This is a genomic window from Lysobacter sp. S4-A87 (genome assembly GCF_022637455.1).
Classification (GTDB): domain Bacteria; phylum Pseudomonadota; class Gammaproteobacteria; order Xanthomonadales; family Xanthomonadaceae; genus Lysobacter_J.
In genome coordinates this window covers 3,265,379-3,279,645 of sequence record NZ_CP093341.1, presented here as the reverse complement: position 1 = coordinate 3,279,645, position 14,267 = coordinate 3,265,379, and the positions used below count along the sequence as shown (strand labels likewise).

Genomic DNA, 14,267 nt, shown 5'->3' with positions numbered 1-14,267 from the left:
GTGCGCGCGGTCCGCTCCCCAGGCAACAGGATTGCGGTACAGTCCGGTCGGGGAATCACAGGGGGCTCCATGAGCACCGTTGCCACTGCCAATCTGGTGGGGATCACCGGCATTGCCCGGCGCCTTGTGCTGGACGGGGCACTGGACGATGCAGTCGCCCGCCAGGCCCTGGCGACAGCCAGCAGCCTGAAGCAGCCGATCGCCGGTTACCTCGCGGAGAAGCGACTGGTGACGGCCGCCCAGCTCGCTGCCGCCAATTCGATCGAATTCGGCGTGCCGATCCTGGATGCCACTGCATTCGACCCGGCGCAGTCGGCCATAAAGGTGGTCAGTGAGGCGCTGGTCCGCAAGCATTCGGTGCTGCCGCTGTTCAAGCGCGGCAACCGCCTCTTCATCGGAATCGCCGACCCGACCAACAACCAGGCGCTGGAAGAGATCAAGTTCCAGACCAACCTGGCGATCGAGCCGATCCTGGTCGACGAAGACCGCATCAAACGCTGTATCGAAACGTGGCTGGAAGCGAGCGACGCCCTGGCCGACAGCGTCGGTGACCAGGATGGCCTGGAGTCGCTGGACGTCACGGCGGGCGATGCCGACCTGGCCAACGAAACTGGCGTCGACGTCAAGACCGACGACACACCGGTAGTGAAGTTCGTCAACAAGGTGCTGGTGGATGCCATCCGCAAGGGCGCCTCCGACATCCATTTCGAGCCCTACGAAACCGAATACCGCGTGCGCCTGCGCATTGACGGCCTGCTCAAGCAGGTCGCCAAGGTGCCGCCCAGCCTGCAGGCCCGCATCGCCGCCCGCGTCAAGGTGATGGCGCAGCTGGACATCGCCGAGAAGCGCGTGCCGCAGGACGGCCGCATCAAGCTCAACATCTCCAAGACCAAGCAGATCGACTTCCGCGTCAGCACCCTGCCGACCCTGTTCGGCGAAAAAGTGGTGATGCGTATCCTCGACGGCAGCGCCGCCAAGCTGGGCATCGACAAGCTCGGCTACGAAGACGACCAGCGCGCCCTCTATGAGCAGGCGCTTGCCAAGCCCTACGGCATGGTGCTGGTCACCGGTCCGACCGGCTCGGGCAAGACCGTGTCGCTGTACACCGGCCTGAACATCCTCAACGACGAGCAGCGCAATATCTCCACGGTCGAGGACCCGGTCGAAATCCGCGTGCCGGGCATCAATCAGGTGCAGATGAACGTCAAGCGCGGCATGACCTTCGCCGCTGCGCTGCGAAGCTTCCTGCGCCAGGACCCGGACGTGATCATGGTCGGCGAAATCCGCGACCTGGAAACGGCCGAGATCGCCATCAAGGCCGCGCAGACCGGCCACATGGTGCTGTCCACCCTGCACACCAACGACGCGCCGCAGACCATCGCCCGCCTCATGAACATGGGCGTGGCGCCGTTCAACATCACCTCCTCGGTCACCCTCGTGATCGCCCAGCGACTGGCGCGCCGTCTGCACGACTGCAAGCGCGAAGTGCATCTGCCCGAGCATGCATTGCTGGCCGAAGGCTTCAAGCCGGAAGAAATTGCGGACGGGATCAAGATCTACGAAGCCGTCGGCTGCCAGGATTGCACCGAAGGCTACAAGGGCCGTACCGGCATCTACCAGGTAATGCCGATGAGCGACGAGATCCAGGCGATCGTGCTCGCCGGCGGAAATGCAATGCAGATTGCGGACGCTGCCCTGCGCTCCGGCATCAACGACTTGCGTCAATCCGCACTTGTGAAAGTGAAGAATGGCGTTACCAGCCTCGCCGAAATCAACCGTGTAACCAAGGACTAAACCATGTCCGCGACTCGCATTGCCACCAAGCCCAACCCCGTGCGCCGCGCCGACGCCATGCCGATTTTCACCTGGCAGGGCACCGACAAGCGCGGCAAGGTGATGAAAGGCGAACAGCAGGCCAAGAACGCCAATGCCCTGCGCGCCGAACTGCGCAAGCAGGGCATCAAGCCCAACGTAGTCAAGCCCAAGGGCAAGCCGCTGTTTGGCGCGGCCGGCAAGCGCATCACCCCACTCGACATCGCCATCTTCAGTCGCCAGATCGCGACGATGATGAAGTCGGGCGTCCCGATCGTCGGTGCGATGGAGATCATCGCCAACGGCAACAAGAATCCGCGGATGACGAAGCTGGTCAACACGGTGCGCTCCGATATCGAAAGCGGCTCTTCGCTGTACGAAGGGCTGTGCAAGCACCCGGTCCAGTTCGACGAACTTTACCGGAACCTGGTCAAGGCCGGTGAATCGGCCGGCGTGCTCGAAACGGTGCTCGACACCGTCGCGACCTACAAGGAAAACCTTGAAGCGCTCAAGGGCAAGATCAAGAAGGCGATGTTCTACCCGGCCATGGTGGTGGCGGTCGCATTGATCGTCAGCTCGATCCTGCTGGTGTTCGTGGTGCCCCAGTTCGAGGAAGTGTTCAAGGGATTCGGCGCGGACCTGCCCGCTTTCACGAAGCTGATCATCTCGGCAAGCGACTTCATGGTTGCCTACTGGTGGCTGGTTTTCGGCGCCATCGCAGGCACGATTGCCAGCTTCATCATGGCCAAGAAGCGCTCCGTGGCGTTCTCGCGGTTCCTCGACCGCATGACCCTCAAGGTCCCGGTCGTCGGCCAGATCATGCACAACTCGGCCATCGCGCGCTTCTCGCGCACGCTGGCAGTGACCTTCAAGGCCGGCGTTCCGCTCGTCGAGGCGCTTGATACCGTCGCAGGGGCCACCGGCAACATCGTCTATGAGGATGCCGTGCACCAGATCAGGGACGACGTCTCGGTCGGGTACCCGGTCAATGTGGCGATGAAACAGGTCAACCTTTTCCCGCACATGGTCACGCAGATGACCGCGATCGGCGAAGAGGCCGGCGCACTCGACACGATGCTCTTCAAGGTCGCCGAGTTCTACGAGCAGGAGGTCAACAACGCCGTCGACGCGCTGGCCAGCCTGCTCGAACCCCTGATCATGGTGTTCCTGGGCGTGATCGTCGGCGGCATGGTCATCGCCATGTACCTGCCGATCTTCAAGCTGGCGGCGGTGGTCTAATCACCACACCGATGCTTTAATTCCGCATGGCATTCCTAGATCAGAACCCCGCCATCGGCTTCCCGCTGGCGGCCGGGCTCGGCCTGTTGGTCGGCAGCTTCCTCAATGTGGTGATCCTGCGCCTGCCCAAGCGGCTGGAGTGGCAGTGGCGCCGCGACAGCCGCGAAGTCCTGGGCGAGCCGGAGACCTACGATCCGCCGCCACCCGGGATCGTGATCGAGCGTTCGCACTGCCCGCACTGCAAGCACCAGCTGGCCTGGTACGAGAACATCCCGGTGTTCAGCTACCTGGCGCTGCGCGGTCGCTGCCGCAACTGCAAGACGCCGATCTCGCCGCAGTACCCGCTGGTCGAGCTGCTGACGATGCTGCTGGTGGTCGCCTGCGTCTGGCGCTTCGGCTTCGGCTGGCAGGGCTTTGGCGCGATCGTCTTCACCTGTTTCCTGATCGTGCTGTCGGGCATCGACCTGCGCACGCAGTTGCTGCCGGACCAGTTGACCCTGCCATTGATGTGGCTGGGCCTGATAGCCGCGTCCGACAACCTCTACTTCCCGGCCAAACCGGCCCTGCTCGGCGCCGTTGCCGGGTATCTGAGCCTGTGGATCGTCTGGTGGCTGTTCAAGCAGATCACCGGCAAGGAAGGCATGGGCCACGGCGATTTCAAGCTGCTGGCTGCAATCGGCGCCTGGACCGGCCTCAAGGGCATCCTGCCGACGATCCTGCTGTCGTCCCTTGTCGGGGCGATCATCGGGTCGATCTGGCTGGCGATGAAGGGCCGCGACCGTGCCACGCCCATTCCGTTCGGCCCCTACCTGGCCGTTGCCGGGTGGATCACCTTCTTCTGGGGCGAGCAGATCGTCGGCACCTACCTGCGGATCTCTGGCCTGCGCTGAGCCCGCGCGGCCCACGACGCGCCCTGCTCCCGCAATCGGGACCGGGGCTTATATGATCCGCGCATGAGCGATTTCATCATCGGCATCACGGGCGGGGTCGCCTCCGGCAAGAGCGTGGTCACGCGCCGCTTCGAAGAACTCGGGGTTCTCGTGGCCGATGCGGACGTGGCCGCCCGCGCTGCGGTGGCGCCCGGATCGGACGGGCTGGCCGAGGTGGTCGCTTCGTTCGGCCGCGACGTCCTGACTGCCGACGGTGGCCTCGACCGCGCGGCCATGCGTCAGCGGGTCTTCGGCGATGACGCGGCGAGGCGGCAGCTGGAGGCGATCATCCATCCTCGCGTTCGCGCCGCACTGAACGCGGCTTGCCTGGCGGCTCCCGGGCCCTATGCGATCGCGGCAATCCCCTTGCTGGCCGAAGGCGGTGGCCGCGAAACCTATCCCTGGCTGGCGCGCATCCTGGTGGTCGACGTGCCGGTAGCGGTGCAGCGCGCGCGATTGATGGCGCGCGACGGGGCCGATGCTGCCCTGGCGGACAGGATGATCGCTGCGCAGGCCACGCGGACCCAGCGGCTCGCCATTGCCGACGATGTGCTGGTCAATGATGGGGCGATGGAGGCACTCGACGCGCCGATCGTGGCGCTGGATCGCAGGTATCGGTTGCTGGCGTCGGTTGGGGGTTAGGGGCGGCGGGTTCGGGTTGGGCTTCCCCGGGTGCGCTTCGCTTACCCGGGCTACCTTTCAGGGCCAGAGGCTGCGGATGGCGGCGATGCCTTGTGCGCCGTGCGTGCGGGCTTCGTCCAGGTCGCCGGGACCCAGGCCGCCGATGGCGTAGATCGGCAGGGATACCTGCTCGCGCAGGGCCGCAAAGGCGTCCCAGCCGATGCCGGCAATCTCCGGGTGGCTAGGTGTCGCCTTCACGCTGCCAAGGACGACGAAGTCGCAGGCCAGGGCCTGCGCCGCGACCAGGTCCTCCAGGCCGTGGCAGGACGCGGCCAGCGGCAACTCCGGCGGGGGTGGACGCTCGCCCTGTGCATGCAGCAGCACGGATGGCAGGTGCAGCCCGACGCCCAGTTCGCGGGCGAGCGCGATATCGGCGTTGACCAGGACTTCGGCCCCCGCGCGGTGGCAAAGCTGCACGGCCTGTCTGGCCAATGACCGCCAGCGTGCGGGATCCAGGCCCGGTGCCCGCAGCTGGACGCGACGGACGCCGGCCGCCAGCGCCGCTTCGAGTTCCAGCAACCATTGCGCGTCGTCGTCGCCGGGCGTTGGCGTCACCAGGTAGTGCGAGGGCTGGAGCAGGGCCGCCACCACCGGGCGATCCGCCGGCGGCATGGCGTAGCTGGCCAGCTTGTGCGGCGGCACCCACACCAGGGCCTGTCCTTCGCGACCGCGAGCCGTGCCGCGCCAGCGGGCGATGATGCGCACGTCCAGGCGCAGGCGCTTGTCGGGATAGACCTGCGGCACCGTGATGAGCGGCGGGCCGAGCTCGACGTCGATTCCGAGTTCTTCGTGGAGCTCGCGCGCAAGCGCGGCCTCGGCCGACTCGCCGGGCTCGTGCTTGCCACCCGGGAATTCCCACAGGCCGGCAAGGTCACGGCCTTCGGTGCGGCGTGCCAGCAGGAAACGCCCGCGGGCATCGCGGATCACACCGGCAACCACTTCAACGATGCGCGTTGGCAGCCTCGCGCTGCTGCTGTCGAGGTGCGTGGAAGCTGCTGGAGGGGGGTGACCGGTCATGGTGTCGGCGCTGTCGGCGCCCTGCCCTCACTCCGACCCCTCTCCCGCACGCGGGAAAGGGGCTTTCGAGCAATGCGACCTGCGGTCAGGCGATCTGCCCATGGCAGTGCTTGTACTTCTTGCCGCTGCCGCAGGGGCAAAGGTCATTGCGGCCGACATTGGCGAAGGCATCGTTGCCACCGGCCATCGCGCGCGCCTGCGCGGCTTCCTCGTCGGCGCCGTAGCCGCCCACGTCGGCGTGCTGGAACTGCATCTGCTGCGCCTGCGCCTCGGCAGCGGCGCGTTCCTGCGCTTCCAGGGCGGCAACCTCGTCTTCGCTGCGGATGCGCACGCGCGCCAGCAGGGTGACGACTTCGCGCTTGACCTTCTCCAGCATCTCGCTGAACAGCTCGAACGCTTCCTTCTTGTACTCCTGCTTGGGCTGCTTCTGCGCGTAACCGCGCAGGTGGATGCCCTGGCGCAGGTAATCCATGCGCGCAAGATGCTCCTTCCAGTTCTGGTCGAGCACGTTGAGCATGATGTGCTTTTCCAGCATGCGCATGGTCTCGGCGCCGAGCTGGGTCTCGCGCTCGGAGAAGTGGCCCAGCACGGCTTCCTGCACGCGCTCCTCGATGGTCTCGGCGTCGAGCTCTTCGCTCTCCTTCGCCATCGCCACCAGCGGCACGGCCACGCCGAAGTCCTGCTCCAGCTCCGCTTCCAGGCCCGGCAGGTCCCACTGTTCGTCGATCGAGTTGAGCGGGACGAAGCGCGCGACGGTGTCGGCGACGACGTCGCTGCGCAGGCCTTCGATGTTCTCTTCGACGTTCTCGGCTTCGAGCAGCTCGTCGCGCTGGGCGTAGATCACCTTGCGCTGGTCGTTGTTGACGTCGTCGAAGTCGAGCAGGTTCTTGCGGATGTCGAAGTTGTGGGCCTCGACCTTGCGCTGCGCGTTGGCGATCTGCTTGGACACCAGCGGGCTTTCGATGATGTCGTCTTCCTTCAGGCCCATGCGCGCCATCACGCGCTGCACCCAGTCGGCCGCGAAGATGCGCATCAGGTTGTCTTCGAGCGACAGGTAGAAGCGGCTCGAACCCGGGTCGCCCTGGCGACCGGCGCGACCGCGCAGCTGGTTGTCGATGCGGCGGCTCTCGTGGCGCTCGGTGCCGACGATATGCAGGCCGCCGGCGGCCTTGACCGCCTCGTGGCGTGCCTGCCACTCGGCCTTCAGGCGCGCCTTGGTGACTTCGTCCAGCTCGCCGCCGCTGCTGGCTTCAAGCAGCGCCACTTCGTTCTCGAGCGAACCGCCCAGGACGATGTCGGTACCGCGGCCGGCCATGTTGGTGGCGATGGTGATCGCACCCGGACGACCGGCCTGCGCCACGATCTGCGCTTCGCGTTCGTGCTGCTTGGCGTTGAGCACTTCGTGGTGGATGCCGGCGTCGCGCAGCTGCTGGCTGAGCATTTCCGACACTTCGATCGACGTGGTGCCGACCAGCACCGGCTGCTTGCGCTCGTTGGCGTCCTTGATCTCGGCCAGCACCGCGCGGTACTTGCCTGCGCGGTTGAGGAACACCGCGTCGGCATGGTCCTTTCGCTGCACCGGCTTGTGGGTCGGGATCACGATCACTTCCAGGCCGTAGATGCTCTGGAACTCGTACGCCTCGGTGTCGGCCGTGCCGGTCATGCCGGACAGCTTGTTGTACATGCGGAACAGGTTCTGGAAGGTGATGCTTGCCAGCGTCTGGTTCTCGCGCTGGACCGGCACGCCTTCCTTCGCCTCGACCGCCTGGTGCAGGCCGTCGGACCAGCGGCGGCCGGCCAGGGTGCGGCCGGTGAACTCGTCGACGATCACCACCTCACCGTCGCGGACGATGTAATCGACGTCGCGCTGGTAGATGGCGTGCGCGCGCATGGCGGCATTGAGGTGGTGGACCACGCCCAGGTTCTGCGCGCCGTACAGCGAGTCGTCCTCGCCGTGCAGGATGCCGGCCTGGCGCAGCAGCGTCTCGGCGTGTTCCTGGCCGGACTCGGACAGGTGCACCTGCTTGCTCTTCTCGTCGACCCAGTAGTCGCCCTCGCCTTCTTCGGTGGTCTGGCGGATCAGGTTCGGAACGAGGCGGTTGACCTTGATGTACAGCTCCGGCGACTCGTCGGCCGGGCCGGAGATGATCAGCGGGGTGCGCGCCTCGTCGATCAGGATCGAGTCGACCTCGTCGACGATCGCGTAGTTCAGGCCGCGCTGGAAACGGTCTTCCTTCGACAGCGCCATGTTGTCGCGCAGGTAGTCGAAGCCGAATTCGTTGTTGGTGCCGTAGGTGATGTCGCTGGCGTAGGCGGCGTGCTTGTCGCTGTGCGGCATGCCCGGGTAGACCACGCCGACCGTCAGGCCCAGCCAGTTGTACACGCGCCCCATCCACGCCGAGTCGCGGCGGGCCAGGTAATCGTTGACCGTGACGACGTGGACGCCCTTGCCTTCCAGGGCATTGAGGTAGACCGGCAGGGTTGCCACCAGGGTCTTGCCTTCACCGGTGCGCATCTCGGCGATCTTGCCCAGGTGCAGGACCATGCCGCCGATCAGCTGGACGTCGTAATGGCGCATGCCCAGGACGCGACGCGAGGCCTCGCGGCAGACCGCGAACGCTTCCGGCAGCAGCTTGTCGAGTGACTCGCCGTCGGCGATGCGCTTCTGGAACTCGCCGGTCTTGGCCTGCAGCTCAGCATCGCTGAGCTTCTCCATCTGCGGCTCGAGGGCGTTGATCTTGAGGACGGAGCGTTGCAGTTGTCGCAGAAGGCGATCGTTGCGACTACCGAAAACGCGGGTAAGCAGGCTGTTGAGCATGTACGGGTCCGGAAAGCGGAACAGGGGAACCAGCAGGCAAGACGCACTCAGAGTGCACGTCCGCCAGCAAGTTCCCCGGAAGGAGGTCGGCTCGAAATGGAATCGGGGCGCCGTGCGCCCCGATCGCATCGAGCCTGAACTGTGGCCAGTCCGATTGTACCGTGGGGGCGAGTGTCGGTGCTTGCAAGGCGACGACTGCCCTTCTCCCGCCAGCGGGAGGGGGGCAAACGTCAACCCTTGATCTGGACCTTCAGCGGCGACTGCTGGCTGAGGAAGTTGCGCGGATTGACCACGCGGCCGTTCTCCCACACCTCGAAGTGCACGTGGGCACCGGTGGAGCGGCCCGTCGAACCGGCCTTGGCGATTTCCTGCCCGGCGCGGACCAGCTCGCCGACCTTGTGGGTCAGGCGCGAATTGTGGGCGTAACGGGTGACATAGCCGTTGCCGTGGTCGACCTCGATCACGTTGCCGTAGCCCGAGCGCACGCCCGAGTAACTGACCACGCCATCGGCCACGGCCAGTACCGGGTCGCCGACGTTGGCCTTGAAGTCCAGGCCCTTGTGGTTGGCGTGACCGCCGTTGAACGGATCGGCGCGACCGCCGAAGCCGGAGGTGATGTAGCTGCCGGCGATCGGCTCGCGGCCCGGGACCGCGTTCATGTCGAGCTGGCGGTTGAACAGCAGCGACTCGAGCACCGAGAGCTGCTCGCCCGAGGCCTGGAACTGCTGGCCCAGGGTTGCCATGCCTTCGTCGAGCTCGGCCTTGGTCATGTCACGGACCGGACCGGCGCCACCGACGCCAACCGGCTTGTCGAAATCGAACTCGCCGTCCTGGAGCTGGCCGATGCGGGTCAGGCGCTCACCGAGGGCGTTGAGGCGGTTGGCCTCTGCCTGCAGCTCGCCCATGCGAGCGGCCAGGGCATTGATCTCGCGCTGGGCATCACGGCGGGTGGCCGCGATCAGCGCTTCCTGGTTGTCGGACTTGCTGCGCAGAATGGCGTTGTCGGCAATGCCGGCGCCTGCACCGATCGCCGCGCCACTGCCCAGAAGCAGGGCGATGGCAAGGGCGGGACGCTGCGCTCCCCAGTAAGCGGCCTGCTGCAACCAATGCGACAGCTGGACGCGGGATTTGTTTACGATGGATGGATAGGTCATGTCTTATGTCTGATTCCAAGCCCAGGTCCCCAAAAAGAGGCCCCTCGACTCCGCTGGCGGCGCTGGATGCGCTGCTGGCCGAGCCCGCTGGTGGTCCAATTCGTCGTGCCTTGTGGCTCGAACAACTGGACCTACGGTTACGCCCACACCTGCCGCCGTCTTTGGCCGCGCATGCGCGGCTGGCCAATTACGAACGAGGCAGGCTCGTGTTTGTCGTCGACGCCCCGGTATGGCGTGCCAAGTTGCGGCTCGCTGCCCCGGAACTGCTCGACGCGGCCCGTTCCGTCGGGCTGGATGCGGCTGAACTGATCGTCAAAACGACAACTCCGACGACTGCCTCCCCACAATCGGATCGGAAAGCCAAACCCATCTCAGCGACTGCACTGCTAGCACTGCAGGCCGCTCTGGCGTCCCTGAAAGATCCGGACTCTGCCGGTTCGTAGGACGCCGCCGAACCTGATCGACCTTTGGCAAACTTGTTGCCGGGGGTCCACCGAGTGGCTGCGGTCGGGGCATGCTAAAGGCCTAACCCTTTGAAATTGTTAAAGGGTTAGAAACATTTTGATAGGATATCGTTAAATAATTGTTAAAGCGTCACGTGATGTTCACGTCTGTGACGCCCTTCCAATTCATGTAACCGTTTGCTGCATCGGGCGACTGGCGCGCCGCGGAAACGATACGGACCACGCTTCAGGCGGTGGCGGGCACGCCGTAGGCGACCGGTGCCGGCGTGGCATCGGTTTCACTGAACGTAACTTCGTCCCAGGCTGAACGCTCGGCGAGCAGCGCGCGGACCAGCTTGTTGTTGAGCGCGTGACCCGACTTGAAGCCGACATAGGTGCCGATGACCGGATGACCGGCCAGGTACAGGTCGCCCACCGCATCGAGGATCTTGTGGCGGACGAACTCGTCGGCGTAGCGCAGGCCGTCGTCGTTGAGGACGCGGAATTCGTCGAGGACGATCGCGTTGTCCATCGAGCCGCCCAGGCCCAGGTTGCGCTCGCGCATGTATTCCAGGTCGCGCATGAAGCCGAACGTGCGGGCGCGGCTGACTTCCTGGATGTAGTTGGCCGTGGAAAAATCCACCACCGCGCGCGACTGCGAGGCCGGGATGGCCGGGTGGTCGAACTGCACGGTGAAGTCCAGGCGGAAGCCGTCGTAGGGCTCGAAACGCGCGACCTTGTCGCCGTCGCGCACTTCCACCGGGCGCTTGATGCGGATGAAACGCTTGGCCGCTTCCTGCTCGGCGATGCCTGCCGACTGCAGCAGGAACACGAACGGACCCGAGGAGCCGTCCATGATCGGCACTTCGGCCGCCGACAGCTCCACATAGATATTGTCGATGCCCAGCCCGGCCAGCGCCGACAGCAGGTGTTCGACGGTCTGGATCTTGGCCGGCCCGCAGCTCAGGCCCGTGCACAGCGTGGTCTCGGTGACCAGCTCCGCGCTGGCAGGCACTTCCACCACCGGGTCGAGATCGACGCGGCGGAACACGATGCCGGTATCGACGGGAGCCGGACGCAGGGTGAGGAAGACCTTCTCACCGCTGTGCAGGCCCACGCCGGTGGCGCGGATCACGTTCTTGAGGGTGCGCTGGCGCAGCATCTGGGCAAACCTGTCGGGGGCAGACCTGTTATGGACTGGGACGCATCCATGCGCGTCCGGGATATGTAAGGCCGCGGGCAGGCAGATGCAAATCGTTCTCGCCTGAACGGCGCGAAAGAATACCACCGGGCAGCCTGAACCTTAATGGAAATCCGTCACTGTCCGGCCTCATGGGCCGGGCAAGATGGCCGGTCGGCCTGCTTTTGCAGGGCCGACCGGCCTAAAGCCCCGTTTGGGAGGCCCAAGGAACCACAGGGACGACGACGGTCTTGCCCTCTCCCTGCTGCCAGGGCGAGGTCCTGCATTCGCCCCTCCCCCTGCGCGCAGGGGGAGGGAAACAAGACTTCTTCAGTCCGCCTGGCGGCGCAGGAACGCCGGGATGTCCAGGTAGCTGCTGTCGCTGCCGAAGTCGGCCACGGCCGGCGACGACGACGGCTCGGCCGAGCGCGCACTGGTGCTGCCGCGCAGGCTGTTGCCGAAGCTCGGACGCACCGGGGCGGCCATGTCTTCCATCGCGCCGAATTCCGGCTGGCCGGTGGTGGCATTGCGCACCAGCGTGATCGGGGCGCGCAGGGCCTCCTTCTCGCTGCCGCGGACCGACTGGCGGGAGACGGCACGGTTGAGGCCGGTGGCGACCACCGTGACCTTGACCTCGTCCTGCATGTCCGGGTCGAGCACGGTGCCGATGACGACGGTCGCATCTTCGGAAGCGAAGTTCTCGATGGTGCGGCCGACTTCGTCGAACTCGGCCATCGTGAAGTCCGGACCGGCGGTGATGTTGACCAGGATGCCGTTGGCGCCGGACAGGTTGACGTCGTCCAGCAGCGGGTTCTGGATCGCCGATTCGGCAGCAGCCTGTGCGCGGTCATCGCCGCGTGCCGAGCCGGTGCCCATCATCGCCAGGCCCATCTCGCTCATCACGGTGCGCACGTCGGCGAAGTCGACGTTGATCAGGCCCGGGCGGACGATCAGGTCGGCGATGCCCTGCACGGCGCCGAGCAGCACGTCGTTGGCGGCGCGGAAGGCCTGGATCATCGTGGCGTTGCGGCCCAGCACGGTGATCAGCTTCTCGTTGGGGATGGTGATCAGCGAATCGCAGTGGTGGCTCAGTTCCTCGATGCCCTTGAGCGCGACCTGCATGCGACGGCGACCCTCGAACGGGAACGGCTTGGTGACCACGGCGACGGTCAGGATGCCCATCTCCTTGGCCAGCTGCGCCACCACCGGCGCGGCGCCGGTACCGGTGCCACCGCCCATGCCGGCAGTGATGAACACCATGTCGGCGCCGGTCAGTGCATCCATGATGCGCTCGCGGTCTTCCAGGGCAGCCTGGCGGCCGACTTCCGGGTTGGCGCCGGCGCCAAGACCCTTGGTCACGTTGCTGCCCAGCTGCAGCTGCAGCTTGGCGCCGCAGTTCTTGATCGCCTGCGCGTCGGTGTTGGCGGTGATGAACTCAACGCCATCGACATTGCCGCTGACCATGTGCGCGACTGCGTTGCCGCCGCCGCCGCCCACGCCAACAACCTTGATCACCGCGTTCGGGGCCATTTTTTCAACCAGTTCGAAATGTGCCATGTCGTCGTCCTCGTTATGTGTTGCTAGTTATGTGTCGTGTTGCTTTCGAAATACTGGGTGCTGCCTGCCGCTCTTCGCCGTCGCCTCGCCTGCCCTCTTGGCCCGGGCTCCCTGCCCGGACCGGGAACCGGCGTGGCATCCGCCGCGTCGATTCCGTGCTCCACAAATGCGTCTTTGTTGCAGTCCTGACCATCATCAGAACTCGCCGCGATACCAGTTCTTGAGCTTGCTGAAGAAGCTGCCGGCGCGACCGGTGGAGATCACCGGGCGACGCGGGTGCTCGATCTGGCTGCCCATCAAAAGAAGACCCACGCCGGTGGCGTGCACCGGGTTGCCGACCACTTCGCCCAGGCCGGTGACGTGCTGCGGGATGCCCACGCGCACCGGCATCTGCAGCATTTCCTCGGCCAGTTCCACCACGCCTTCCATCTTTGCCGCGCCGCCGGTCAGGACCATGCCGGCGCGGACGTGATGCTCGAAGCCGCTGCGGCGCAGTTCGGCCTGGATCATTTCGAAGATTTCCTCGTAGCGCGCCTGCACTGCCTGCGCCAGCGAGGCGCGCGGCATGCGCCGCGGCGGGCGATCACCGACGCTGGGAACCTGGATCGATTCCTCGGCGGTCGCCATCTGCGCCAGCGCACAGGCGTAGCGGACCTTGATCTGCTCGGCCTCCGGCGTCGGCGTGCGCAGCATGTGGGCGATGTCCTCGGTGACCTTGTCACCGGCGATCGGCAGGCTCGCGCTGTGCGCGATCGCGCCACCGACGAACACGGCGATGTCGGTCGTGCCGGCACCGATGTCGACCAGGATCACGCCGAGCTCGCGCTCGTCGGAGGTCAGCACAGCCTGGCTGGACGCCAGCACGCTCAGGACCAGATCGTCGATCTGCAGGCCGCAGCGCTGCACGCACTTGCTGATGTTGGCCGCGGCCGACTGCGCGCACACCACCAGGTGCGCATGCACCTCCAGGCGCACGCCGGTCATGCCGACAGGGTTGCGGATGCCGTCCTGCGAATCGTCGAGCACGTAGTCGCGCGGGATCGCGTGCAGGATCTTCTGGTCGGCGGGGATCGCCACGGCCTTGGCCGCTTCGAGCACGCGGTCGAGATCGCCGTAGGTCACCTCGCCGTCGCGGATCGGCGCGATGCCCTGCGAGTTGCGGCACTGCACGTGGTTGCCGGAGATGGAGGCGTAGACCGAGCGGATCTCGCAGCCAGCCATCAGCTCGGCTTCCTCGATCGCGCGCTGGATCGACTGCACCGTCGACTCGATGTCGACGACGACGCCACGCTTGAGGCCGCGCGATTCGTGCGAGCCGATGCCGATCACCTCGATCGGATTGCCCGGCGAGTACTCGCCGACCAGCGCCACCACTTTCGAGGTGCCGATGTCGAGTCCCACGATCAGCGACTTGTCGCCCTTGCGATTCATACCAGC

The 14,267-nt window shown here is 65.9% G+C and carries 11 protein-coding genes; 5 read left to right on the top strand and 6 right to left on the bottom strand.

Going from position 1 to position 14,267, the window contains the following annotated elements; translation table 11 throughout:
• The first annotated feature begins 69 nt into the window (after positions 1–69).
• The 4 genes from pilB to coaE all read left to right on the top strand — a co-directional run bounded on the left by pilB (position 70) and on the right by coaE (position 4,622).
• Positions 70–1,794 carry a type IV-A pilus assembly ATPase PilB gene (gene pilB, locus MNR01_RS14725; protein WP_241918507.1) on the top strand — a complete coding sequence of 575 codons (1,725 nt, stop codon included), beginning with the start codon at positions 70–72 and terminating at the stop codon, positions 1,792–1,794.
• 3 nt (positions 1,795–1,797) lie between these two features.
• Positions 1,798–3,051: a type II secretion system F family protein gene (locus MNR01_RS14720; protein ID WP_241918506.1), complete on the top strand. Its 1,254-nt coding sequence runs from the start codon at positions 1,798–1,800 to the stop codon at positions 3,049–3,051.
• A 26-nt stretch (positions 3,052–3,077) separates the two neighbouring features.
• Entirely contained in the window at positions 3,078–3,941 is an 864-nt protein-coding gene (locus MNR01_RS14715) for an A24 family peptidase (RefSeq protein WP_241918505.1), read from the top strand.
• A gap of 63 nt (positions 3,942–4,004) precedes the next feature.
• Entirely contained in the window at positions 4,005–4,622 is a 618-nt protein-coding gene (gene coaE, locus MNR01_RS14710; RefSeq protein WP_241918504.1) for a dephospho-CoA kinase, read from the top strand.
• 57 nt (positions 4,623–4,679) lie between these two features.
• Here coaE and MNR01_RS14705 read toward each other — a convergent pair whose 3' ends face one another.
• From MNR01_RS14705 to MNR01_RS14695, 3 genes are all read right to left on the bottom strand, one after another.
• Positions 4,680–5,678, bottom strand: a complete 999-nt coding sequence (locus MNR01_RS14705; RefSeq protein ID WP_256451846.1) for a Nudix family hydrolase — start codon at positions 5,676–5,678, stop codon at positions 4,680–4,682.
• 85 nt (positions 5,679–5,763) lie between these two features.
• Positions 5,764–8,496, bottom strand: a complete 2,733-nt coding sequence (secA, locus tag MNR01_RS14700) for a preprotein translocase subunit SecA (protein WP_241918503.1) — start codon at positions 8,494–8,496, stop codon at positions 5,764–5,766.
• 230 nt (positions 8,497–8,726) lie between these two features.
• Complete coding sequence (locus tag MNR01_RS14695) at positions 8,727–9,650, bottom strand: M23 family metallopeptidase (protein ID WP_241918502.1); 924 nt, start codon at positions 9,648–9,650, stop codon at positions 8,727–8,729.
• Positions 9,651–9,655: 5 nt separating this feature from the next.
• On the opposite strand from MNR01_RS14695, the gene MNR01_RS14690 reads away from it, so the two are divergent.
• Positions 9,656–10,093: a DUF721 domain-containing protein gene (locus MNR01_RS14690; protein WP_241918501.1), complete on the top strand. Its 438-nt coding sequence runs from the start codon at positions 9,656–9,658 to the stop codon at positions 10,091–10,093.
• 247 nt (positions 10,094–10,340) lie between these two features.
• Here the strand turns inward: MNR01_RS14690 and lpxC are convergent, their stop codons facing one another.
• From lpxC to ftsA, 3 genes are all read right to left on the bottom strand, one after another.
• Complete coding sequence (lpxC, locus tag MNR01_RS14685; protein WP_241918500.1) at positions 10,341–11,255, bottom strand: UDP-3-O-acyl-N-acetylglucosamine deacetylase; 915 nt, start codon at positions 11,253–11,255, stop codon at positions 10,341–10,343.
• Positions 11,256–11,603: 348 nt separating this feature from the next.
• Positions 11,604–12,830 carry a cell division protein FtsZ gene (ftsZ, locus tag MNR01_RS14680; protein ID WP_241918499.1) on the bottom strand — a complete coding sequence of 409 codons (1,227 nt, stop codon included), beginning with the start codon at positions 12,828–12,830 and terminating at the stop codon, positions 11,604–11,606.
• Between the two features lie 195 nt (positions 12,831–13,025).
• A complete protein-coding gene (ftsA, locus tag MNR01_RS14675; protein ID WP_200606777.1) occupies positions 13,026–14,261 on the bottom strand; it encodes a cell division protein FtsA in 1,236 nt (411 codons plus the stop codon).
• Positions 14,262–14,267: the final 6 nt, after the last annotated feature.

Excerpts from the sequence above, each read along its gene's own strand:
- MNR01_RS14690 (WP_241918501.1), top strand. The coding sequence starts at position 9,656 with ATGTCTGATTCCAAGCCCAGGTCCCCAAAAAGAGGCCCCTCGACTCCG.
- MNR01_RS14695 (WP_241918502.1), bottom strand. The coding sequence starts at position 9,650 with ATGACCTATCCATCCATCGTAAACAAATCCCGCGTCCAGCTGTCGCAT.
- MNR01_RS14720 (WP_241918506.1), top strand. The coding sequence starts at position 1,798 with ATGTCCGCGACTCGCATTGCCACCAAGCCCAACCCCGTGCGCCGCGCC.
- MNR01_RS14715 (WP_241918505.1), top strand. The coding sequence starts at position 3,078 with ATGGCATTCCTAGATCAGAACCCCGCCATCGGCTTCCCGCTGGCGGCC.
- coaE (WP_241918504.1), top strand. The coding sequence starts at position 4,005 with ATGAGCGATTTCATCATCGGCATCACGGGCGGGGTCGCCTCCGGCAAG.
- MNR01_RS14705 (WP_256451846.1), bottom strand. The coding sequence starts at position 5,678 with ATGACCGGTCACCCCCCTCCAGCAGCTTCCACGCACCTCGACAGCAGC.
- secA (WP_241918503.1), bottom strand. The coding sequence starts at position 8,496 with ATGCTCAACAGCCTGCTTACCCGCGTTTTCGGTAGTCGCAACGATCGC.
- lpxC (WP_241918500.1), bottom strand. The coding sequence starts at position 11,255 with ATGCTGCGCCAGCGCACCCTCAAGAACGTGATCCGCGCCACCGGCGTG.
- ftsZ (WP_241918499.1), bottom strand. The coding sequence starts at position 12,830 with ATGGCACATTTCGAACTGGTTGAAAAAATGGCCCCGAACGCGGTGATC.
- ftsA (WP_200606777.1), bottom strand. The coding sequence starts at position 14,261 with ATGAATCGCAAGGGCGACAAGTCGCTGATCGTGGGACTCGACATCGGC.
- pilB (WP_241918507.1), top strand. The coding sequence starts at position 70 with ATGAGCACCGTTGCCACTGCCAATCTGGTGGGGATCACCGGCATTGCC.